Genomic DNA, 21,990 nt, shown 5'->3' on the forward strand with positions numbered 1-21,990 from the left:
CCGCCATATGACCGAGCACAGAAAGCAGCCTGATATTTGGCGGCATCCTGCTGGCGAGCCCTCGCGCTTGCGCACGATATTTGCCGTTCAGTCCCGGTCGTTCGCCTCTTCCTTGATCTCAGGGGGCGTGTGGCCAAGTTCAATTTTTTGAGCCAGTTGGGCACGCTCCTTGTCCGCCGGCTGGTCTTCTCCGCGTACGCGCATGATGCCGTGGCCTGATGGTTTGGTCATGGTGACCTCCTGCTGGACCAAGCCTAGCTTAGCCACAACGTTCCAAATAGGGGGATTGCCCCGACGCCGCGGGTGGGACGGTCGCGTCATCTGGTTGCTTCCGCAATTGGCCGTCGCCGTTATGACGACCTCGCTCTGAACCGTCGCCTCAGCCACTTCCACTTCAGCTCAATCCATCGCAACATGGCGAGGAGAGGCTTTTGCAGGACCGGCATGTCCTGCGCGATGAGAAGAAGCCCAAGGGGGAGCATCCAGAGACCGAAGAGGGGCAAGAAGCTGAAGACGCCCCCGAGAATTAATATCCCCGCGACAATGACACGGATCCAGAATTTGGATGGCTCTCGCAGCCAGCGAATGAAAGTCCCCACTTTCGTGGGCACTCGACGCTCGATCAATGCGAAGTATCTGTTCAGCCCCACTATGACGGAAGCCATGCCAATTCCGATTCGCGCGAGTGTTAAAGCACCGCATCACAAAAATGCTGCTTGGGGAGCCAAACCGACTGGGGGCGGAGTGTTCCTCCGTCCTGGTTGCGCACAGAGGAAAAGGCGGCGAGGTCGCTTGGACATGCAGACCCCAGTGAGGTGCTCTCAACTCGGTGCCCTTGCTTGAGGCGGGGGACGACACGTCACAGGCATCGAGAGATGCCCCATCAAACAAAAGCCGCCGGGCGTTACACCGAACGGCTTTTCTTCGCGGCTCCCAGTCTCCTGGTTCTGCCGCCAGATTCAAACCGTCTTCTCACCCTTTGTTCCCTTCGAGAGTGCGGCTGTCAGCAGATCGGCGGACGGCGCGTGTGCTTGACCCGTAAGGGGCCACTGCCAGCTCCCCTTGTGTTGCAGTAACGCGGGCTCTCCCTCACCACGGCCACTTGCGGAACGAACAAGCAATAGCCATATGGTAATTATCGAGTTTCGGCCGAACGACTTGGCCTCGCCGCTTTCAGCGCGCCTGACTGACGACCTCCCTCCAGATCTCGCTTAGCTTGCTGCGCGCTCGAGCGCGGCTCCGAACATCTATCCCAAAGGAAGATCACCCATGAATACGGGAACTGTGAAGTGGTTTAACGGCCAAAAAGGCTTCGGCTTCATTCAACCAGACCAAGGAAGCCAAGACGTCTTCGTTCATATCAGCGCGGTTGAACGCGCCGGCATGAGCGGTCTCGATGAAGGACAAAAGGTGTCCTTCGACGTCGTTGCTGACCGCCGGACCGGCAAGTCCGCAGCAGAGAATCTGCGTGTCGCGTAAGCGCGCATAGGATGCCATGCTGCTTTGACCACGGATGTACTGGCAGGGCCCCTGGCTTCGCAAACCCGCGACCGGTTTAACGGCCGCGGGGTTGTTTTTTAGAACGCAAAGAAGATGGCCCTTCGCGCTATGCCGGTTTCCTTCCGCGCTCGTCGCCGTCGGAAATCCAGCTTGAACGAAAAAGTGGCATTTTCCGCCGGCGTTCTCATATAAAATGAATGACAAACTGGCAAAAATCGACAACGCGGCGACGAAGGCTGAACTCCGTCAGATGCTGACAGATGCGGTTCGTAATACCGGAGCGGACTTGCGACCAAAGCCCGTCGTAAGACGTGAGGGCAATGGGCAGCGGCTTGCGCCGATTAGGCTTTGGATAGTCATCGTAGACCGATGGTTCTAAATTTCGGTTGGCGCAGCCAACTGTTTTTCGTGAATTGTGATTCCGAGCAACGGCTCGCGGTGAGCGGCAGCGTGGCGCCTGCGTTAGATAGTTCGCTGTGTCCAGCGGCCGTCTTCGATTGCGCCCCCACTGCATGTCTCCGAGTGCGCCGGCTTTCGCTCCGTAGCGAAGACAACTCGTCACCGTTTGCTCGACGATGCGGCTCTTTGCCGAGCAAGGCCCTTTCCGCTCCGATGAGCATCCTCGGAGAGTTGATTTCTCAGCCCAATAAGGTTCGGGCGGTTGTCACGGCGTCATAAATTTCGATCCGGAGCATCGGGTAGGTCGATTTAAGTGCGCGACCCGACGACTCGGCGGCTTCCGCGGTATCAAACCTTGACTTGAAGTGCCCGTCGACAACGATCGCAAATCCTTCCATCGGCAGTCTATCAGCGCGTGGTGCTCTCGGCTCGGGCTCTTCAGATGAGTGAACAGGCATTTTCATATGAACTCCCATTGTGCAGCGAAAGCATGGCAGGCGGCGCCTCAAAGACCGACAGCATGCCAGCAAAAGAACCTAATCGCGGCATCAGGCGCTGGCAGCCAAGTTGTGTCTCGGAGCGCAGGCAGAGGCGGGACAAGCTTGCCCTCGCCACGTTCTGACAGGAACAACTCTCCCATCGTGGGATTGTCATATTGGTCTATGGCGCGATACCTGACCCCTCAGCTTGCGTCATCCACCCGGGATGGCTCATCGTCGGACGCGCGTCTTGCGATGAGCCGGTTCTCGGAAGGTGCCTGAGTTGGTCTTTCAGGTTCATTCCGCGACCGCTACGAAGAGGGCAAAGTCGCGGGCCTATTCGGCGGGCTTCTCTTTGTGCCGAGACGGAGTGCCCCGATTTTCGTCAGTCTGCTCCGCGTCACCGGGCGTTTTTCCCGCCATATTTCCCGGATTGTAATGGTACTTACCTTTCGGATTTTCACCGGGCTGCTTCTCATCCGGGTTTCTATTGTTTGCCATCGATCCAGTCGCTTTCTCGGTAAGAGTAACAATGTTGAACAAGACCAACGTCGACATGTTCCATGCCATCATTTATTGCCTTCAGCGCTGGGCTGATCAGTCGGAGTAATCTTGCACCGGCGAGAGCGACAACGAGGCGCTCCAAGTTGCGTTTGGAACGAAGACTCGGCGGCGACCGTTGAGGATGAGCCTGCAACATTTCTCAATTTGCCTGAGTCATCGTGCATGCCACCTGAGGTACTGCACATGGCATCCCCGCGAACACGCTCCCTCTCGCTCCGGTCCGACTACACCACGGCCTTGCGGCGACATCCCGCGCTTATGGCATTTGCTGGGGCGGCTTCCCTTCTCGGCGCCATAGCGATCGTAAATGGGCGAGTCGCCAAGAAAGCGGAACGCGATAACCCGCCTCGTGGGCAGTTCCTGGAGATCGATGGCGTCCGACTGCACTACGTGGAACGTGGCAATGGGCGTCCGCTTGTGCTCCTGCACGGCAACGGCAGCATGATCCAGGATTTTGAATCAAGCGGCCTGATCGATCTCGCGGCCAACAGGTTTCGGGTGATCGTATTCGACCGCCCCGGATTTGGACACAGCTCGCGGCCACGAAACGTGATCTGGACCCCGGAAGCACAGGCAGACCTGTTCAGAAAGGCACTTGATCGTCTGAGCGTTCAGCGGGCGATCGTGCTTGGACATTCATGGGGTGCGGCGGTCGCTCTTGCGTTGGCGACAAGACATTCGTCATTTGTCGAAGCCTTGGTGCTGGCGTCGGGATACTATTTTCCAACCGTTCGTGCTGACGCGGCGGCATCTTCGATGTCAGCGATACCCGGCATCGGCGATGCCATCAGTCACACCATCTCGCCGATCGTCAGCCGCCTCTTGTGGCCTTCCATGTTGCGCAAGATGTTCGGTCCGCGGCCAGTCCCTGACAAGTTCGTCGGCTTCCCCAAGGAATTGGCGTTGCGACCGTCACAGATGCGTGCCAGCGCGGCGGAGGCAACGTTGATGATCCCCGCCGCATTTGCCTCGTCCAAGACCTACGACCAACTTAGGATGCCCATCATCATCATCGCCGGCGATGATGATCGCCTCATCGACATCAACAAGCAATCGGTCAGACTTCACGGCGAAGTCACTCACAGCAAGCTGCACCGCGTCGCTGGGGCAGGGCACATGATCCAACAGTCTGCCACGGCTCGGTTGCTGGCGGCCATCGATGAAGCCGCTGCCGAGACCGAGATTGGCGGGAATGCGCCGCATCGGTTCGCGAGCGCCTAGGAACGCTCCGGCGGGGCCACGTGTTCTCCTTATTCTTCAGTTGGCGAAGAGGCCCGCCGCGGCCGAACCGTCCAGCCGGACCGACTGCTTATCCGGCTAGAGGCTCCTGCAGCCGCATCGCGCCCTTCCGACCGGTGCGAAGCTGACTCAGCGGGTTGGGGCAGGCCCCTGGATCGGGATGGAGAAAAGCGTCGTGGTCTCGCTGTCAAAGTTGCCGCATGAGCCCCCCTGGTCCCCAGGGCAGAATGTCGGCGTACCGGAACCGGTTGCCTCGCCACCGCAGGCGGCCGACGATATCGAAATGCCGCTGCCGTCCAGCCCGCAGACGTTCTTTCTCGGTAGTCTGCTAACACTGGCCGTGCTCGCAGCCATCCATGTGGCAAGCTCGATCATATTGCCCGTGGTGCTCGCCTTCGTGCTGCAGCTCATTCTGCACCCCGTCGTGCATCTGCTTGAGCGTATAGGTCTTCCGCGTGCCATAGGAGCACTCTTGGCGATCCTGGTGGTCGTCGGAGCGCTCGTGGGCTTCGTGGCAGCCTTGTCGCTACCGGCAGCGTCTTGGGCGGAGAAATTGCCGGAGGGCCTGCCTCGCCTCGAAACTCATCTGGTCGTTCTAAAGCGCCCGATCGAAGCGCTGCAGAAAGTCATCCAGCAGGCCGAGCACGTCGCTGACGCTCCCGAGAAAAAGGGAGCCACGGTTTCGGTCCGCAGCGATCTCGGCCTGACCGGCGCGCTCTTCGCTGGAACGCGGGCTGTCATCGACGGCCTGTTCACCACGGTTCTGGTGCTCTACTTTCTCCTGGTCGCAGGCGACGTTTTTCTGCGACGTATCGTCGAGGTCCTCCCAAGTTTTCGCGACAAGAGGCAGGCGGTGGACATCTCCCAGCAGATCGAAGCGGACATATCTGCCTATCTGCTCACAATCACTACCATGAACGCTGCGGTGGGAGCTGCAACGGCGGTTGCGATGTATTTCTGCGGGCTTGGAGACCCCTTGTTGTGGGGAGCCGCGGCCTTCCTGCTCAACTACGTTCCGATTCTGGGCCCACTGTTAGGCACCGTCATCTTCCTCCTGGCCGGAATGTTGAGCTTCGACAGCTTGTGGTGGGCCTTGCTGCCGCCGGCCCTCTACTTCTGCATCCACCTCGCCGAAGGCGAAACCCTGACACCCATGTTGCTTGCCCGACGCTTCACGCTGAACCCGGTGCTGGTCATCCTGTCGCTGGTGTTCTGGTTCTGGATGTGGGGCGTGCCTGGCGCGATCCTGGCTGTTCCGATGCTGGCCATCCTCAAGATCGTCAGCGATCGCGTGCGTCCGCTAAGAGCTTTGGGGCACGTCCTCGAAGGCTAGTCCGGTGTCGCTCTTGGGAGAAGATTGAGGACCGCGCCGTCGGAAGGCGGCCATTGCAGCATGCAGGTTACGCCAGCGGCATTGAGAAACTAAAGCGGGTCTCCGCGGGGGTCGATGCGACGGTCAATGCGCCCCCATGCGCCTTTGCGATCTGAGAGGCGATGTACAGCCCAAGTCCAAGCCCTTGCTTGCTCGCACGGGCCTTGCCGCGGAAGAACGGTTCGAACAGCTTGTCCATCACCGTTTGCGGAATAGCCTCACCCGCATTGGCGACCCAGAGCTCGAACAATCCATTTCGCGTCTCGGCGTGAACGGTGATGGGCTTGTTGGCCGTGCCATGCGTCACGGCGTTGCCGAGCAAGTTGGAAAGGAGCTGGCCGATGCGGATGCGATCGCAGTTTACCGGCCCGTCGACGGCAAACTCGAATTCGATGACGCGACCGGGCGAAGCCAGCCTCAGTTCGTCGATCACCTGGGCAAGGACGGGCTCCAGCGGTCCTTTCGCATCGTATTCCAGGGTAATGCCACCGCCCAGACGACCGCGTGCAAAGTCGAGGACGTTGTCGATCATCGAGGCCATGCGCATGACCGTCGTCTGCATCATGGCGACGATCTGCTGCTCCTTCTCATTCTGCACGGTACGGCCGAGAAGTCTCGCGCCGGCGCTGATGGAGGCGAGAGGATTGCGAAGATCGTGACCAAGTACGGCGATGAACTGTTCCCGCAGTTCGGAGGTTTCGTGCTCGAGCAGCAGCACTTCTTGCGTCGCCCTTTCGGCAGCAATGGCCAATTCTCGGCCGGCGAGGAGCTCCTGTTCGTAGCGCCGTCGGTCGGTCGCCTTGATCAACGCAAGACGGATCAGCAGCAGCTTTCCATCCGCATCGCGGCGCTCGTTCGCGTTGGCGATCATGTGGAGCGGCTCACCGGCAGTGGTCACCATGTCGATAGCGAATTCGTTGAAGAAGCCCTGCATCCGCAGCAGCGGCGCGATATGAGTTTCGTAGTAGATGCGGCCTGGCATGGTCAGGAAATCGGTGAAACGCTTGCCGACCATCTGGTCTGCCGGGTGCCCGCTCCACGCCAGCAAGGTCGGGTTGACATGCTCAATGCGGCCGTTCGGGTGCAGGGTGACGTACCCGCACGGGGCGTTGTTGACCATGTCCTCGAAGTCTGGACCGGAGACGCTCACGAGACGAAGGCTCGAATCGCCGCGATGACCTCGTCGGGCGCACTGAGGTTCGGGCAATGCCCGGTCGCGTTCAGGACGATCATTCGACCGCCGGGGATACTACGGGCAACGAAATCGCCGACCTCCTGGGAGGCGATGATGTCTTCGCTGCATTGGAGGACGAGGGTCGGAACGGAGACCTCCGCGAGATCCTTACGGTTGTCGGAGGTGAAAGTCACTCGGGCGAACGCTTTGGCAATATCGGGATCCGTGCGGCAGAAGCTATTCGTGAGCTCCTGACCGAGAGCCGGCCGGTCGGAATTGCCCATGATCATAGGTGCCATCTGCGCCGACCAACCCATGTGGTTGGATTCGAGAAATTCGAGCAATTCATCGATCTGCTTGGCACTGAACCCGCCAACATATCCTTCGTCGTCGATGTAGCGGGCTGAAGGGCCGATGAGCACGAGCTTGCCGAACGTGCCTGGCGCTTGTCGCGCGGCCAGCACGCCGATCATGCTGCTGACGGAATGTCCGACGAAGACGGAATCCTTCAAACCAAGTTCGGTGCCGATTTCGACCACGTCGTCGGCGTAACCCGACAAGGTCGAATACTTGGCCCTGTCGTAGGCCGACAGATCGGATCCGCCGGCGCCGACGTGGTCGAACACAACGGTCATGAAGTCCTTTTCGAACGCCGGAGCCACGAACCGCCACATGTTCTGATCGCACCCGAAGCCGTGGGCGAAGACCATCGCCCTGTCGCCCGCGCCACGAACCTGGACGTTATTCCGTTCGATTACATTTGCCATCCGACCCCTTTGAATCATGCATCATTCTTGCAAGCTTTCCGCAGTTGCCGGGGCGCAGTCCGGTTTGCGAGCCCTAGAGGGGAAACGGACCTGTTTGGACGTTCGAGCTCTCAGCGGGATACCCCGGTGCGCTCCCGGGATCAGAAAGGGCATGAGGAACGTGTCTTGCCTTGCAATGTTTGACTTTGCTGGCTGGAGACAGCCGGTTCACCGCGTGCGTCTGGCAAGGCTTCGCAAGGAAGACGCGATTTGCCGCCGCTGATTCCGGTCAGGTCCCGGCGGGAGCGTCCGAGCAAATCGGAGCATCTGATGGCGCAATTGAACAAGTTGCGAGATGCTGTAGCCGATTTGTTTGTCTGTTCGCTTGCGCAGAAGTGACCGCATGACATCAACCATGGATAGGCGGCGTGCTGGCTCTCCTTCACTGAAGAGCTACGGAAGCCATAATGGAACCTGGCTTGATGCCCCCCCCCGCTGGTCAATATTGCTCAACTTGCAAGTAATTGTCCTGAACCCATCTAGGACAGCCGGGAGCGTACGCTTCGGTCACAGCGTTCAGGATCCTAGGTCAGCCTGTGAAATGCCGGCGGCAGTGTCTCTCGAACCAGTTCACTTAGATTCAAAGTCTCGCCACTTTCGGCGATGTCAGAGAACAGAACCTCGACGAAGGGATGTTGGCGGTTGAACGCGATACCTCGCTCGTATTTCGCGCGCACAATCCGTTGCAGTGCGGGCAGGTTCAGTCTTCCGAGCGCGTTGTATTGACCTCGGAAAAGACTTTGGCGTCCTCCGCGATGCTCGACAGATTCCGCCCAGATGTCCATCACTTTCCGACTCATGAACGCCTCGACCTGTTTGTTGTCGTCCCGCGCAATGAGCCGGAGCCCGTCCATGGTGTGCGGTCCGTCATCGATCCGAAGTTGCGCAAGTGACATGGCATCCTCCTATTGTCGACCACTGTTCATATCTGCAGCTGGTGCCACTCTCCTGCCGGCTGGCACGATCAGAGACACAGGATAGGATATGGGTATGGGAGGGTCGAATAACGAGGGATGCAAAGCAGACTCAGTAAAGAGTCGTGTCGCTGCTGCCTTCTACAATAATCCCGTCAACCTCTCCATGGTGAGCTATATTGACCAGCGCGTCGCGCCGCCGGGCTTCTATGCTCCACCTTAAGATCGTGCCGCGCACAGGGCCAGCGCCTCCTCGTCTGAGATGACCGAAAACGCCCGCTGATGGGCGCACAGTGAGCCGCGCCGCTTGGAAAGTGGCTCTTCCCTAGAATTGCGAACAATCAAGGAGTAAAGTCTGCCCAACGGGTCCGCTCCCGCAAGTTCCAGCCGGCAAGAAGCGGCTGTTCGTCGCTTGGTCGAGAAAGTCGTTCGCTTGGCAATCGATCGAAGCGGGCAAGTCTCGTCGATCCAAGGGAGTCCACGCGTGGCGAAGTCGACCAAGGACATGTTCGACCCCCAGAAATTTCTCGCCAGGGTGGGCACCGGCAAAGCCATTCTGACGTTTCGCAAGAACCAGCTTGTGTTTCAGCAAGGCGACCCTGCTGACTCAGTGTTCTACATTCAAAGCGGCAAGGTCAAGCTGACGGTCGTTTCGGAGCAGGGCAAAGAAGCAGTCGTCGCCATTCTCGAGCCCGGTCAGTTCTTCGGCGAGGGGTGCATGAATGGTCACCCTCTGCGGATGTCGACGACAGCGGCGATGGAAGATTGCGTCATCACATCGATAACCAGAGAATCGATGATGTCGGCTATTCGTGACGAGCCGAAATTCTCCCAGCTGTTCATTTCGTATCTCTTGACCCGAAATAGCCGGATCGAGGAGGACCTGATCGACCAGCTATTCAATTCCAGCGAACGGCGGCTTGCTCGTCTGCTGTTGCTCCTCGCCAATTTCGGCAAGGAAGGCAGTCCGCAGCCGATCAGCGCGAGCATCAATCAGGAGACATTGGCTGAAATGATCGGAACGACACGATCGCGGGTCAGCTATTTCATGAACAAGTTTCGAAGATTGGGGCTCATCAGCTATAACGGCCACATCGAAGTCCACAACTCGTTGTTGAGTGCGGTGTTGCACGAGAAGCCTGTGCTGAGAGAGCGCGACTAGAGGGACCGTCCCAAGCGACGGCCCCAGAGCGTGGGGGGCGCAATGAGGCCGTCATTTCCTCGGATGCTTTGGGGGGCGTTTGCATCCGGTCGTGCTTACCAAGTTGCGCCACCGACATTCGTTCCGGCAGAGGCCCAACTCGGTTTCGTACTGACAAATCCCGTCGCAAGTCCGCGATCATTTCTCCAAGCGATTCAGGGTCCAGACTCGCTGTATCCTGTGCTCAGGAAGAAGGGATCTCGTCGGTCCACACTTTGAAGCTGACCAAGGTGTTGGGGCCAAACGTCTGGGTAATCGGCACGTCGGCAGCGTCACGTCCTTGAGAAATCAGCACACGTCCAATCCGGGGGACGTTGTTGCGTGGATCGAATGTGTACCAACGCCCGCCGATATAGGCTTCGAACCATCCCGCGAAGTCCCCTGGGGCATAAGGGGGAGGCATACCAATGTCGCCGAGATAGCCGGTGCAGTATCTGGCGGGAATGTTCATGCAGCGACAGAACGTGACGGCCAGATGCGCGAAGTCCCGGCACACGCCCTTGCGCTCGTTGAAGACGTCCCGGGCCGTCTTGGTTGCATGCGCGTGCTCATAGCCGAATTCAATGTGATTGTGAACGAAATCACAGATCGCCTGAACACGGGCCCATCCGGGCGAGACCTTCTCGAAGAGTTTCCACGCGACATCGGACAGCTGGTCGGTTTCGCAATAGCGGCTGCCGAGCAGATACACGATCGTCTCTGCCGGCAAGTCCTCGACCGCGTGTTGGGTAGCCGAGGGCACAACGACGTCCGGCAAGCCCGTGTCGCGAACGATCCCGTCAGCCGCCAGGCGCATTCGACCCGCTGGCGCAACGATGCGGCTGCACCAGTTACCGAAGCCGTCACGATAGGGGACGATCGCAACCGAGGGCGTGGTGGTCAGATAATCGGGGACGATAACGTCCGATGCCCGGGAAAAATGAACGCCCAGGACCATGATCATGGGCGTGGGCTGCGGAAAGTCGTAGATCATCTCATAGCCGACCCGGATCTTCACGCGGCGTCCTCCAAAGTCGACAAATTCCCGCGGCTGCTAATCGTGAGCATGGCTCGTCGACACAGCGCAGCACTGCAAAAGTGCCAACGCGTTAGTAGTTGCCGTGTTCCTGTCCGTTCATTGAGCAACTCTATGACAGAGCTGACGTCGTTTTGACGTTCACGTCCACGTCCATTCCAAGCTCATCCTCGCGAGTTCCCCAATAACTGCCAAACAGGGGAACAGCTTGGCTCGGGACCCTGGCCACCGCCACGCGGATCAGATCTCGGTTTCCGACGATCCCATTGGTCGGATCGAACTCGACCCAGCCGGAGCCGGGGACGTAAATCTGACACCAGGCATGAGTGGCTCCCCCGCCCAGCCAGGCTGGACCATCGCGATCCGGTACGTAGATATAGCCGGTGATAAAGCGTGCGGCGAAACCTAGGCTTCGCGCGGCTTCAATCATCAAGACGGCAAAGTCCCGACAGCTGCCCTTCCTGCGTTCAAGTGTCGTGGAGGGACTTTGCGTTCCTGGCGCCGTGCGGCGGTCATATGCAAAGCCATCCGAGATTGCTTCATTGAGGGTCATCAGGACCTGGCCCGTACGGCGTCTGGTCCCGCGCACGAGAAACGTATCCAGCCACCGGCCGAGATGATCTTCCGGGTGCGAGAACCATCTTTGAACATAGGGTGCCAGGTCCGGCGCCTCATCATCCTGATACGCAAATGGATGGTCCTTCGCGTGGGCCTCAATTCTGAAGTCGGGCGCATTCTCCGGCGTGTGGTCGACCTTGATGATACACTCGAATCGCAAGTAGTCGCTGTCACAGGCAAATTCGACCTGCGCAACACAATTCCCGAAGACGTCGTGCAGCCACCTCACCTCCGAGGGCGCGGGCGTCACATCGAGCGAGAAATCAATCAGTCGCTGGTCGAAACTGTCGCGCGGGCGCGCCATCAGTTGATGTCGGCCCAGCCTGACCGCACGCCGGTACCGATATGTTGTGACATGCCGGACGAGGAAGATCGCCATAATGTTGCCGATCGACGAGAGGTGAGGGCTAGTTAGGATGGCCGCTTGACGCGGATGGTCGGGCGATGTTGGGCGCCTCAGGCGTGGCCAATCATCGTGCGAATCCCAGCTATGATCTGCCAGGCTTGGAGCGGCTTACCGTAGAATCTGCTGCGGGGGGGAAGATCGATGCTGGGCGGGTTCAATTGCTCGGACATCAGGATGATATCGATCGCCGGCCACCGTTTACGCACGGTACGCGCGAGGCCCATGCCGTCCATGCTGCCCGGCAGCTGGATGTCGGCGCAAACGAGCGCGATGTCGGATCTGGAGCTCAGGATTGCGAGGGCTTCGTCGGTATCCCGCGCTTCCAACGGCGTGTAGCCGGCGTCTTCCACCATGCCAACTGCGCGCATGCGGAGCACCATCTCGTCTTCTACGACGAGAACGATGGCTGGACTGCGTGACGGACCGAACGTCATCGGTAACTCTCCGCAATGCGGGTGCGAGTTGATACTAGGTATCTCGTCCCCCGATGGCTGCCTCGCTGGGGTATCCCTCGTGCTGCTGAAATGTTCCATCATGTTGAGACTTTTGGCGCTGGCGGCGCGGGCCCGCGCAGGCGAGCAACTACCACTGAATGAGCACCGCACCAGCGATCACAAGCGCGAAGAAGATCGGCAGCAGGACCGGCGGTACCAGCCACTCGCGGAGTCCGAATTTGGAGATGTTCGACATATTGACCGCCTCTTGGTCGCGGCGGGAGCACGATGCTCTCAGTCACCGATAACAGCCGTGAACTCGCGGTGATATTCGAGATATAATGCCCATCCGCGGAATAACGAGGTCAAGCAGAACTATTTGCTGTGACAGGGGCGAGCAGAGTTGTAGTTCGCTTTCAACGTAGCCACTTAAGGGTTGGCGCAATCGCCTTAACGCTCTTTCCCCCTCGCCATGCTTGGCCGTTGCGAGCGTCGATGCAGATTGGCCATCGACCGGCGCAAAATCGGATAAGTCGGCAAGGAAGTCTCCTTCACCGACAACTGATCGGCCCCGACCATATGATCGAGTTTCCAAACCATAGCCGTTCATACGACCGCACGCGGCGTGCCGTACGATTCTGGGGACACGACAGCGCTATCGAGGCATCGTTTTTCATCGACGAAGATGCGCTGAAGCGAATTCAACCAGATGCCGGTTACGATGAAACGGGCTTTCTCCGCGTGTTCGATTGCAATCGCGACTTGATATGCGCCGCCGCTGCCAAGGTGTACGTCCGCGGCAGTAGGGGCTCTTACGATTTGGTCGCCGGTAATTTTTGAACCGATTGCGCTTTGTGAGGGCTTCGTCTCATCCGAAACTGCTCAACGCTTGCCGAAACGTCGGCCCTTCAATCTGAAAAGATGTCAGGCGGCGCGTCGATCGACGTTGGTCCTGATCAGCTTGGCCACGCGCCATCGTTCTGGCGGGCCATCTGCTCAATTCCCTTGTTCGGAATGGCGAAAAATCGCCGCGATTGTTTGTTCTCCCGATACCAACAAAATGCCACCAAACGGACGGAGGCGGTGAATTTTTGCGTGTGTTTTCAACGCGATCGAGGGCTGCCGACACAGGAATACAACAATATGATGCACTGTATTTACTGGCAAAAATAAAACTGCAGGCTGCCTCGGCAGCAGGCACCGCTCATCGCGTTCCGGTCTCCAAAATCGCCCCCGACCGGAATCGAACCCGGTTCTGACTCGAAGTCCCAGCGGGGACTCGACCTAACGTAACGCGAGGTTAAGGGCGGGCCTATGTCGCGTGCACGCGAAACCGGTATCGATAACGCGGGACCGCGCGACGCTGATCCGCGATCTGCTGGGCGTCCAATGACGAGAGCGTCCTAATGTCCGAGAACACTGAACAAGGCGCTGCGGACCATGGACTGCGATAATGCCCCGGCGGCGACCACCGCGCGCACGCGTCCGCTCGACCGCGTCGACCTGCTGAGCGAGTAGGTCGCGTTCGACGACGATGTAGTCGGAAGCCCAGCTCGCCCATAGTACGGAGAAAAAGAGCGCCACTGCGCGACGAGGTGGTACGGCGCCAGCTTTGGGACAATAAGAACCAGGCATCTGTAACCGTGCGGCCTAGCGGGCCGAACGGTGCGTTTAATACAACATAAAGTTGATCGCCTTGATAGCCTGAGCGACGATGCGCCCGCCGTTTCGCTACGCAGACGGCGGCCTAGCTCGCCCTCGTTTCGAGCCTCGGCAGCGAAGCGTGATATTCATCCACGCTGTCGAGGTCGATCATGGTCTTGCCCCCCATCTTGTAGGCCCTGATCCTCTCGTGGGCGATCAGCTCGTAGGCCTTAGTCTTTCCGAATTTGCCATAGCGGCAACCGTCCTTGAACTCGACGAGTCGGCGCCGCTCGTTGTTATCATTGTCAACCATGGTTCCTGCACGTGCTCCGATGATCCCGGCCAGAATCGGATCGAGCGCCGTTGAGCGAGATGGGCATTTCCATGGCGCGACCTTGGTGTCGATGCGGGCCTCCTAGGAAGGCGCTGGATTTGTGGTAGCTGACGAGGTTGCTGTTGACTTGTTTCGACGCCATCTGCGCGTTGCTCAACTGTCCGGGATGCGTTGATCCATATCGCCTACGGTGCCAAACAAAAGGCGCTCTGATCCCGCCGCTAACCGCTGCGCGCCGTAGCGTACAAATCGGACGGACCGGAAGCGCTTGGCAAGATCGTAGCCTGCCGTTACCGGTGCTCAGTTGGCCCCGTTGGGCAACTCCCGGTGTACAAGCGCCATGCAAACCTGGCAGTCCGCTCGATGCCTCCAGCACCTATGGAAGGATCTTCGCGAACAAGATGCTGGTGAACTGCCCATGACCAGATTGCACGCCGAAGGATGCGGAACAAGACCGACCGGAATGATGCGCGTGGCATTGCGCAGATGATGCGGTTGGCCTGGTACCGCGCCGTCCATGTCCAGAATATCGACATGCAGAAGATGCGCACGCTGCTGATCAGCCGGAAGCTGCTTAGGCGCAAACTGATCGACCTCGAAAACCACATTCGTGGCGCGCTGCGGGCCTATGGGTCGCTCGTTGGAGCCGTCGCCCGCGGTGCCTTTGAGGCCCGGGTCCGCGAGCTGATCGAGCGCAGCGATCCCGTCTTCGTGATGACCATCGAGGCAATGTTAGATGTGCGCCGCGCCATCCTCGAGGGATACGATCGGCTCCATCGTGCGCTGCTGCAGGTGGTCTAACATGATGCTGTCTGCCGGCGCTTGATGACGGCTCCAGGCGTCGGTCCCGTTGCGGCCCTGTCGTTCAAAGTCGGCGTTGATGACCCTCATCGCTTTGCCAGATCGAAAACGGTCGGCGCGCGCATTTTGGCTTGGCGCCGAGGCGGCACCAGTCCGGCACGTCGATCGATTACGAAGGACGCATCAGCAAACGAGGCGACGTCGCCGTACGCGAGGCGCTTTGCGAGGCGGCCGCAAGCCTGCTGCTGCGGGTCAGGAATGATCGGCACTGCGGGCATGGGGCCTGCGGATCGCCAAACGGTCGAGCATGCTGTGCGCGATCACCGCGGTGGCACGGAAGCTGGCAAGCATTCTGCACCGGATGTGGGTTAGCGAGACCGACTTCCACGTCGGGTTTGGCGAAGATCACGCAGCGGCTGCGGTTGAAACCGGCGCAGTAGTCGCGGTGCAGGTGACGACAGATTAGCGCTGGGCTTACGCCCGGCATGTTGAGGAGGAGCGAAATTTGAGATCCGCGCGCGCGGTGAGCGTCCCCTGGCGTGGCCGCGAAACGGGGAATGTCCGCTATCTTGCCTGCTGCCGCCCTTCGGGGACGAGAGCGCCGGAGACAGCCCTGTTTACGAACCTGATGAAGAGCATGCGACGGCCGAAGTGCTGAACGCGAAGGAACGCATGGACCCCGCCTGGTGAGTGCACGTCGCGTACGCGGCTGCGGTGAAGTGCGCGTTGTTGGTGCAGGGAGTCGGTCATGGCTGAAGTTCGAAGAGTCGCAGAAAAGCGTAGGAATGAGTTGACTTTGCCCGCCCGATTAGGAAGGCCGCTCGTAATCGGCCTGCTCCGGGCGTTGCGGCGGCAGATCAAGTGGCTTGCGCGCTGAATAAGCCGCACACTGCGCCGCTTCGGCAACGCGGGAGGCGTGCGATGGAATTCTTCTGTGGTCTGGACGTCGGCATGGCCGAGACAGCGATCTGCGTGGTGGACGCGACCGGCAAGGTGATGCTGGAGACGGCGGTGGTGACCGATCCCGATGCGATCAGGACGGCGCTTGACCGTATCTTGGCCGCTTGCGGCGGCTCGGCCACGAGGCAGGCTCGCTGTCGCCCTGGCTGCATCCGGAACTGCTCAAGCTTGGTCTGCCGGCGGTGTGCCTGGAGACCCTCCAGGTTCGCGCGGCGCTGAAGGCGCAGCGCAACAAGACCGACCGGGCGGACGCGCTCGGGATTGCCCACATCATGCGCACCGGCTGGTTCCGCAGGGCGCATATCAAGAGCGAGGCCTGCTACCGGCTGCGGCTGTTGCTGACCCACCGCCGCAATTTGAAGCGCAAGTTCTTGGACCTCGAGAACGCGACCCGGCACTCTTTAAAGGTGTTCGGCATTCGCCTGAACCGGGTCGGGCGCGGCGGATTTGCGCAAGCCGTGCGCGGCGATGCGCTGGTCATGAGCTGATTGACGCCATGCTTTCCATCGGTGTGACGGAGCCACATCACAGGCAATCCGGCGCGATCGGTCGGATCCGAAGATGCATCGTCGCAGGCAAGATAACGTGCGTTCCGTCGTCGCTGTGCTGCATCAGTCCTCATCCGCCAGCGGCGGAGCTCCGTGTTCAGGTCGCGGCTATCGTCGCGGCGTTGCCAGGTTGAAGGATCACGCAGCTCATGCGTAAGCCCCGAGCAATTTGCGCTGCTTGGCGGTGGTTTCGGCGCGCATCTCCGCCGCAGATGTGTCCGGATCGCCGCAATAGAACGTGCCGCCGGTCTACATCGCGTGCATGATCACGGCGAGCTTGCGCGCCACTGCCACCGTCGCCTTGTGGTGCGAGGAGCGCCTGGCCAGCGCCAGCCCCCACGCCTTGACCTTGTCCTTTTTCTTGTAGCGCGTCGGCAAGGCGCTCGCCGCCTCGTACAGCGCCCGCCGCACGTAGCCGTCACCCGTCTTGCTGATCCGCCCCTTGACGTCGATCGAGGAGCCGGACTGCCAGCGTCGCGAGGTCAGGCCAAAATACGCCACCACGTCGCGCGAACGCTTAAAGCGCAAGGGATCGTCGACCGCGGTCATGAAGCTCAGCGCCGCGATCGGACCGACGCCGGGAATCTGCATGAAGCGCCGGCACAGCTCGTGCCCGGCGACCAGCCGCACCATCAGATCGTGCAGCCGGCAGTACTCCTTCCACAACGCCGCGCGCGCGTTCAAGATGCGCCGCGACGGCGTCCGCGCTGCCTTGCTGCAGCGAGTTTGTGCCGCCGACGAGCGCGGAAGACTGCACGGCGCGTCAGGACTCGCAGCCATCGCGGCGCATCGTGTCATGGCGTGGATCAGAGCGGCTTGTCGAAGACGGGAAAGGAAGCGAGAATGGGTAAGATCAGAGAGACGACACGACCGATTAAGACGGCGAGATAAAAGGGGCTCGCCGGTCGAACTGCAAGCCATTGGCATGGCTTGCGTTCTGGCGTGCCGGTCGGTCGGGGCGCGTGCCGCGCTCTGCAATTTGAGTAACGCGATCAAGGGCATTTTCGGCACTGCAGGTGCTTTTGATCGTGGGGAGGCCCTCCCGTGAGCGTGGGCGACAGCGATCTGCGTATCCGGCCTGGGCGCATCCGCACTACCCGCGCGCCAAAGCCGAAGAGCTTCATCAACCAGGTGCTTCGTGCCGCGAAGAAAGCTGGACACACCTCGGATCAGACCGTGGCCAGCAGGCGCTCGGCGGCCTATGGGCGCTCGACGTTTGGCCGCGGCCGACTGTCCTTTAGCCGTGCCCGATTGTTCAGCCCAACGCGTCGCGTCATGGTGAAGGCCCGCGTGGTTCGTCACAGAGGAAGAGCTTTCCGTTCAGCGCCACTGACCGCCCATCTCTCATATCTGAAGCGCGACGGCGTGACCCGGAGCGGCGAGAGGGCCGAGATGTTCGATGCCGGCAGCGACCGCGCCGATAGCGCGGCTTTCGCAGAACGGTGCAGGGACGACAGGCATCATTTCAGGTTCATCGTCTCACCGGAGGATGCGGGCGATATGACCGATCTCAAGGCCTTCACCCGCGATCTCGCAAAGCAGATGGAGGCCGATCTCGGCACGCGGCTCGATTGGGTGGCTGTCGATCATTGGAATACCGACAACCCTCACGTCCACCTTCTCGTCCGGGGTGTAGATGAGGAAGGGGCGGATCTGGTGATCTCCCGCGACTACATCAGCCGGGGCCCGCGCTCGCGCGCCGAGGAACTGGTCGCTATCGAACTGGGTCCAAAGCCAGAGCATGAGATCCGCAGTTCGCTGGAGAGGGAGGTCACGGCGGAACGATGGACGCGGCTCGATCGGGAGATCCGGCTGGCGGCAGATGAGACCGGCTCGATCGATCTTCGCCCAGAGAACCCCGGCCAGTCCGATCCCGAGATCCGGCGCCTGATGGTCGGTCGCCTTCAACATTTGGAGAAGATGGGCCTCGCCGCATCCGCCGCATCGGGGGAATGGATGGTTGGGCTCGAGGCCGAGCGCAGCTTGCGCGATCTCGGCATGCGCGGCGACATCATCAAGACCATGCACACCCGTATTCGGTGCCTTGTCGACGCGCGCGCAGAGCACATCGGTGGTCCGGGCGAAGGCGTCCGACAATGCGGCGCAGAGGGATTTCAGCACAGGAGTAGTGACGTCGCTCGGGAACAGCAGGGTGTGCACCAAGGTCGCACAGCCGATGCCGAGCAGGATCTCCTCGACACGCGACAGCGCGGTCACAAATACCATCGCCGGAACGTTGACGCTCGAGAACGCGATTGTCGTCGCGGTGTAGCCTGCCAGCAGGAAAGCATAGCTGCGCGGCGTGCGATCCTGCAAGGAGATATAGAGGCAGAGTCCGGCCCATGCGGTAACGGCAACCGACAATAACGCGGGTTGATCGACCAGGATCGGGACCAGCGCCAGCGCCACGCAGGCGCCCAGCAATGTCCCGACAAAGCGGTAGACGGCGCGTGACCGAACCGCGCCGGCGAACGGCTGTGCGGTCAGATAGACCGTGAGCATCGCCCAATACGGCCGCTCCAATCCGAGCCGGAAGGCAAAATAGATCGCGAGCATTGCCGCGATGAAGGAGTTCGAAGAGAACAGCGCCCATTTCGGATCGAGCCGGCCGGGCGCTGCTGTTGCGAGAAGCCGAGACAGAAATGGTGAAGGCATGATGTGATCGTCCGTGAAGCACGGAGACCATAGGCGTTGCTGCGTCGAGAGAATTTCGTTATTCTGCCAATTAATTGCTAAAGGATGACAATGCGCGGCACGCTCTATCAGCACTATCGGCGGTTCGATCCTGACATTTTGGACCGTCCGATCGTGGCCGGCATGGTGGATACCCGGGAGCAGGAGGACGAGCTGCCGGTTCACATCCATCGCAAGGGACAGCTCGTCCTCGCCCAGCGCGGCGGTGTGACGTGCGAAGTGCCGAGCGGCCTGTGGATGGTCCCGCCGCGCTGCGGCGTCTGGATTCCCGGCGGTATGCCCCACAGCAATCGCGTCAGCGGCAACGCCAGCCTGCTGTTTCTCTATGTGGACATGGATGCGGCGAGCGTGCCGCAGGAATGCTGCACGCTGTCGATCTCACCGCTGTTGCACGAGCTGATCCATCGGATGGCGACGCTGCCCCCGCTCTACGATCCCGACGGCCCGCCCGCGCAGATCGCCGCGGTGCTCCTCAACGAGTTGATCGCCATGCCGACCGAACGGCTGCATCTTCCGATCACGCGGAGTTCGAAACTGCGTATGATCGCCGATGCCTTGATGGACAATCCGGCCGACCGTAGGACCGTGGCGGAGTGGGCGCAAGCCGTCGCGCTCGGCGAGCGGACGCTGATGCGCATTGTGCTCGCCGAGACCGGCATGACCTTCAGTCGCTGGCGTCAGCAGCTTCAGATCATCGTCGCCATCCAGAAATTGTCTGCTGGCAACACGGTTCAGTCCGTGTCCGAGGCGCTCGGCTACGAGTCGGTGAGCGCGTTCATCACCATGTTCAAGAAGGCGCTTGGCAAATCGCCGGCGCGCTACTTCTCCGAGCGCGAGGCCGGCCAGACTGGCCCGGGGGAGACCTGCCGCGATACGAACTGCAAGCTTCGCCGGATGCCTGAGGTGCGGGACGCGCTCAATGGACTTTCGAAACGCGGATGGCTGGAGTTAGAGCGCTTCGTTTCGGACGATCTCGATGCCGAAGCCTGACGGTCCCTTGAAGTGATGCGTCGACGACGTGAGGTGACGGATGGAGCTGATCTTGAGATCCCGCAGGATCTGGGCGCCGACACCGATCTCGCGCCATTGCCGATTACGGTCGTCTTCGCGCGAACTGATCGGGCCTAGCGGCGCAGGCGGAACGCCCGCCGCGCCGTCGCGCAGATAGACGAGCACGCCGCTGCCATTATCCTTGAAGCGTTGCAGAATGACGTTCATCTTGGCCTGTTCCTGACCCGAGAACAAATCGCGCAGGATGTTGGGTTTATAGAAGCGCGTGAGGACGTTGGTGCCGTCGCCCAGTTCTCCGTAGATATAGGCGACGTGATGAATGGGGTCGAACGGCGAGCGATACGAATAGCCCTGGAGCGGGCCGATCGAGCTCTCCGCCGTGACGCTCGAGACGCGCTCGATCAGCGTCTCGCGGGCCTGCCGGAAGCTGATGAGGTCTGCGATGGTGACCTGTTTCAGCTTGTGCTTGTCGGCGAACGCCGCGACTTGCGGACCCTTCATCACCGAGCCATCGTCGTTCATCAGTTCGCTGATGACACCGACCGGCTCGAGACCTGCCAGTCTGCACAGGTCGACGGCGGCCTCGGTGTGACCCGAGCGCATGAGTACGCCACCTTCTTTTGCGATCAGCGGGAAAACGTGTCCCGGCCGGCAAAAATCGCCGGCGCCGACGTTGGGGTTGGCGAGTGCACGGCAGCACGAGGCCCGCTCTTCGGCCGAGATGCCCGTACCGTTATCCGGCCGGTAGTCCACTGACACGGTGAACGCCGTGGTGTGAGCCGAGTCGTTGTTGACAACCATCGGGTCAAGCCGCAGGCGTCTCGCGTCTTCGAGGGTAATCGGAGCGCAGACGATTCCCGATGTATGGCGAATGATGAAGGCCATCTTCGCAGCCGTACACCGCGAGGCGGCAACGACGAGGTCCCCTTCGCCCTCGCGATCGTCGTCGTCGGTGACCACGACGATTTCGCCGTCGGCGAGCGCCTGCAGGGCCGCTTCGATCGATCCCGTCATCTCGGTCGCTCTGCTCGCTGGAACCGACGGGTGCTCGCGTTGGGTCGTGTGCGGATTGTCAGGCTCGCAGCGCCGCTCGAGCACTCTGCCGATCTTAACTTCACCATTATTGCCAACTGGCCGGAGCCCATGGCGGGGCGCCTCATAGCCTTTCCACGCTGTAGCTGGGACGATTGGTGTCGAGCCCGATCGGCGCATCGGACAGCAAAGGACCGGTTGGGTCGTATCGGGGTCTTGGTGAGCGCTCCAGAGGGCGCGAGGGGGTGGCGCAAGCCTTGACGGTGACCGGCCGATTGGCGTCGATCGGCAGCACGGTCTTGTGCGAAATGCGCTTGAGGGCCAGATTTGATCGAATGCTGCTGACGCCGGGAATGCGGGATAGTTTGTTGACAATCAGGTCTTCGAGATCTTCGATGTCGGCCGCCATGACGCGGAGCATGTAGTCGCTCTCACCGGTCATGAGATAGCATTCCATTACCTGGGCCAGCCGGTCGATGGATCGGGTGAAATTCTCGAGGGACGTCTGGACCTGCTTTTCCAGCTTGATCTGGATGAAAGCCGTTACACCAATGCCGAGCACGGCGGGATCGAGAAGGGCGATCCGTCGATCGATCACGCCGAGTTTTTCGAGTGTTCTGACGCGTGCCAGACACGGCGACGGCGAAAGATTGACGCGTGATGCGAGCTCGACATTGGTCAAGCTCGCATTCTGCTGGAGCTCGTTGAGGATCTTGATATCTATTCTGTCGAGAGAGGTTGTCGACATCACGTATCTCCCAAGTATGGCAGTCTTCTGCGGCGCGTATCACCGTCGTTTGCGGGGTGATGACAATCGCGTGGTAAAAGCTAACCGCAATTGCGCT

18 protein-coding genes and 4 pseudogenes are annotated in these 21,990 nt (G+C 60.3%); 10 read left to right on the forward strand and 12 right to left on the reverse strand.

Going from position 1 to position 21,990, the window contains the following annotated elements; genetic code table 11:
• Positions 1-87: 87 nt before the first annotated feature.
• Complete coding sequence (locus GDN70_RS07155) at positions 88-231, reverse strand: hypothetical protein (protein ID WP_240536492.1); 144 nt, start codon at positions 229-231, stop codon at positions 88-90.
• A 1,038-nt stretch (positions 232-1,269) separates the two neighbouring features.
• Here GDN70_RS07155 and GDN70_RS07165 point away from each other — a divergent pair.
• The 3 genes from GDN70_RS07165 (at position 1,270) to GDN70_RS07185 (ending at position 5,514) form a co-directional block, all read left to right on the forward strand.
• The gene (locus GDN70_RS07165; RefSeq protein WP_014493181.1) at positions 1,270-1,479 is read left to right on the forward strand and encodes a cold-shock protein; all 210 of its coding nucleotides are present in this window, start codon (positions 1,270-1,272) and stop codon (positions 1,477-1,479) included.
• 1,646 nt (positions 1,480-3,125) lie between these two features.
• Complete coding sequence (locus GDN70_RS07180; protein ID WP_028149230.1) at positions 3,126-4,163, forward strand: alpha/beta fold hydrolase; 1,038 nt, start codon at positions 3,126-3,128, stop codon at positions 4,161-4,163.
• 178 nt (positions 4,164-4,341) lie between these two features.
• Positions 4,342-5,514 (forward strand): AI-2E family transporter, encoded by a 1,173-nt coding sequence (locus GDN70_RS07185; protein WP_038944704.1) that lies wholly within the window; start codon positions 4,342-4,344, stop codon positions 5,512-5,514.
• Positions 5,515-5,581: 67 nt separating this feature from the next.
• On the opposite strand, the gene GDN70_RS07190 is transcribed toward GDN70_RS07185, so the two are convergent.
• From GDN70_RS07190 to GDN70_RS07200, 3 genes are all read right to left on the reverse strand, one after another.
• Positions 5,582-6,703 carry a PAS domain-containing sensor histidine kinase gene (locus GDN70_RS07190; RefSeq protein WP_028140615.1) on the reverse strand — a complete coding sequence of 374 codons (1,122 nt, stop codon included), beginning with the start codon at positions 6,701-6,703 and terminating at the stop codon, positions 5,582-5,584.
• Complete coding sequence (locus tag GDN70_RS07195; RefSeq protein ID WP_028140614.1) at positions 6,700-7,494, reverse strand: alpha/beta fold hydrolase; 795 nt, start codon at positions 7,492-7,494, stop codon at positions 6,700-6,702. Before GDN70_RS07195 ends, GDN70_RS07190 begins: the two co-directional genes overlap by 4 nt.
• A 563-nt stretch (positions 7,495-8,057) precedes the next feature.
• On the reverse strand, positions 8,058-8,429 hold the full coding sequence (locus tag GDN70_RS07200; protein ID WP_028149229.1) for a hypothetical protein: 372 nt from the start codon (positions 8,427-8,429) through the stop codon (positions 8,058-8,060).
• A gap of 502 nt (positions 8,430-8,931) precedes the next feature.
• Between GDN70_RS07200 and GDN70_RS07205 the strand changes: the two genes are divergently transcribed.
• Positions 8,932-9,609 (forward strand): Crp/Fnr family transcriptional regulator, encoded by a 678-nt coding sequence (locus GDN70_RS07205; protein ID WP_028140612.1) that lies wholly within the window; start codon positions 8,932-8,934, stop codon positions 9,607-9,609.
• 223 nt (positions 9,610-9,832) lie between these two features.
• Here GDN70_RS07205 and GDN70_RS07210 read toward each other — a convergent pair whose 3' ends face one another.
• From GDN70_RS07210 to GDN70_RS07220, 3 genes are all read right to left on the reverse strand, one after another.
• Positions 9,833-10,645 (reverse strand): transglutaminase family protein, encoded by an 813-nt coding sequence (locus GDN70_RS07210; protein ID WP_028140611.1) that lies wholly within the window; start codon positions 10,643-10,645, stop codon positions 9,833-9,835.
• A gap of 130 nt (positions 10,646-10,775) precedes the next feature.
• Complete coding sequence (locus GDN70_RS07215; RefSeq protein ID WP_028140610.1) at positions 10,776-11,660, reverse strand: transglutaminase family protein; 885 nt, start codon at positions 11,658-11,660, stop codon at positions 10,776-10,778.
• A gap of 77 nt (positions 11,661-11,737) precedes the next feature.
• Positions 11,738-12,121: a response regulator gene (locus tag GDN70_RS07220; RefSeq protein WP_028140609.1), complete on the reverse strand. Its 384-nt coding sequence runs from the start codon at positions 12,119-12,121 to the stop codon at positions 11,738-11,740.
• A 495-nt stretch (positions 12,122-12,616) separates the two neighbouring features.
• Here GDN70_RS07220 and GDN70_RS07225 point away from each other — a divergent pair, with 495 nt between their 5' ends.
• Complete coding sequence (locus tag GDN70_RS07225) at positions 12,617-12,961, forward strand: DUF1488 domain-containing protein (protein ID WP_049801955.1); 345 nt, start codon at positions 12,617-12,619, stop codon at positions 12,959-12,961.
• Positions 12,962-13,868: 907 nt separating this feature from the next.
• On the opposite strand, the gene GDN70_RS07230 is transcribed toward GDN70_RS07225, so the two are convergent.
• Complete coding sequence (locus tag GDN70_RS07230) at positions 13,869-14,078, reverse strand: helix-turn-helix domain-containing protein (RefSeq protein WP_028149227.1); 210 nt, start codon at positions 14,076-14,078, stop codon at positions 13,869-13,871.
• Positions 14,079-14,540: 462 nt separating this feature from the next.
• Here GDN70_RS07230 and GDN70_RS07235 point away from each other — a divergent pair, with 462 nt between their 5' ends.
• The 3 genes and pseudogenes from GDN70_RS07235 to GDN70_RS07245 all read left to right on the forward strand — a co-directional run.
• Complete coding sequence (locus GDN70_RS07235; RefSeq protein WP_049807912.1) at positions 14,541-14,900, forward strand: IS110 family transposase; 360 nt, start codon at positions 14,541-14,543, stop codon at positions 14,898-14,900.
• A 131-nt stretch (positions 14,901-15,031) separates the two neighbouring features.
• Entirely contained in the window at positions 15,032-15,340 is a 309-nt protein-coding gene (locus GDN70_RS35770; RefSeq protein ID WP_212481214.1) for a transposase, read from the forward strand.
• Between the two features lie 481 nt (positions 15,341-15,821).
• Positions 15,822-16,324 (forward strand): annotated as a pseudogene (locus GDN70_RS07245) (transposase); the annotation flags it as partial.
• 231 nt (positions 16,325-16,555) lie between these two features.
• Here the strand turns inward: GDN70_RS07245 and GDN70_RS07250 are convergent.
• A pseudogene (locus GDN70_RS07250) lies at positions 16,556-17,095 on the reverse strand (transposase); the annotation flags it as partial.
• A 357-nt stretch (positions 17,096-17,452) separates the two neighbouring features.
• Between GDN70_RS07250 and GDN70_RS35440 the strand changes: the two are divergent.
• Positions 17,453-18,436, forward strand: a pseudogene (locus GDN70_RS35440) (DUF3363 domain-containing protein); the annotation flags it as partial.
• A gap of 69 nt (positions 18,437-18,505) precedes the next feature.
• Here the strand turns inward: GDN70_RS35440 and GDN70_RS35775 are convergent.
• Positions 18,506-19,273, reverse strand: a pseudogene (locus GDN70_RS35775) (FUSC family protein); the annotation flags it as partial.
• On the opposite strand from GDN70_RS35775, the gene GDN70_RS07260 reads away from it, so the two are divergent.
• Positions 19,154-20,092: a helix-turn-helix domain-containing protein gene (locus GDN70_RS07260; protein ID WP_028140606.1), complete on the forward strand. Its 939-nt coding sequence runs from the start codon at positions 19,154-19,156 to the stop codon at positions 20,090-20,092. The pseudogene GDN70_RS35775 and the gene GDN70_RS07260 overlap by 120 nt on opposite strands.
• Here the strand turns inward: GDN70_RS07260 and ribB are convergent.
• Positions 20,051-21,127, reverse strand: a complete 1,077-nt coding sequence (gene ribB / locus GDN70_RS07265) for a 3,4-dihydroxy-2-butanone-4-phosphate synthase (protein WP_152102334.1) — start codon at positions 21,125-21,127, stop codon at positions 20,051-20,053. The genes GDN70_RS07260 and ribB overlap by 42 nt on opposite strands.
• Before the next feature lie 142 nt (positions 21,128-21,269).
• The gene (locus tag GDN70_RS07270) at positions 21,270-21,893 is read right to left on the reverse strand and encodes an Lrp/AsnC family transcriptional regulator (protein WP_028140604.1); all 624 of its coding nucleotides are present in this window, start codon (positions 21,891-21,893) and stop codon (positions 21,270-21,272) included.
• Positions 21,894-21,990 lie beyond the last annotated feature (97 nt).

The sequence above is a fragment of the Bradyrhizobium sp. TM102 genome, from assembly GCF_009176685.1.
GTDB lineage: Bacteria > Pseudomonadota > Alphaproteobacteria > Rhizobiales > Xanthobacteraceae > Bradyrhizobium > Bradyrhizobium ottawaense.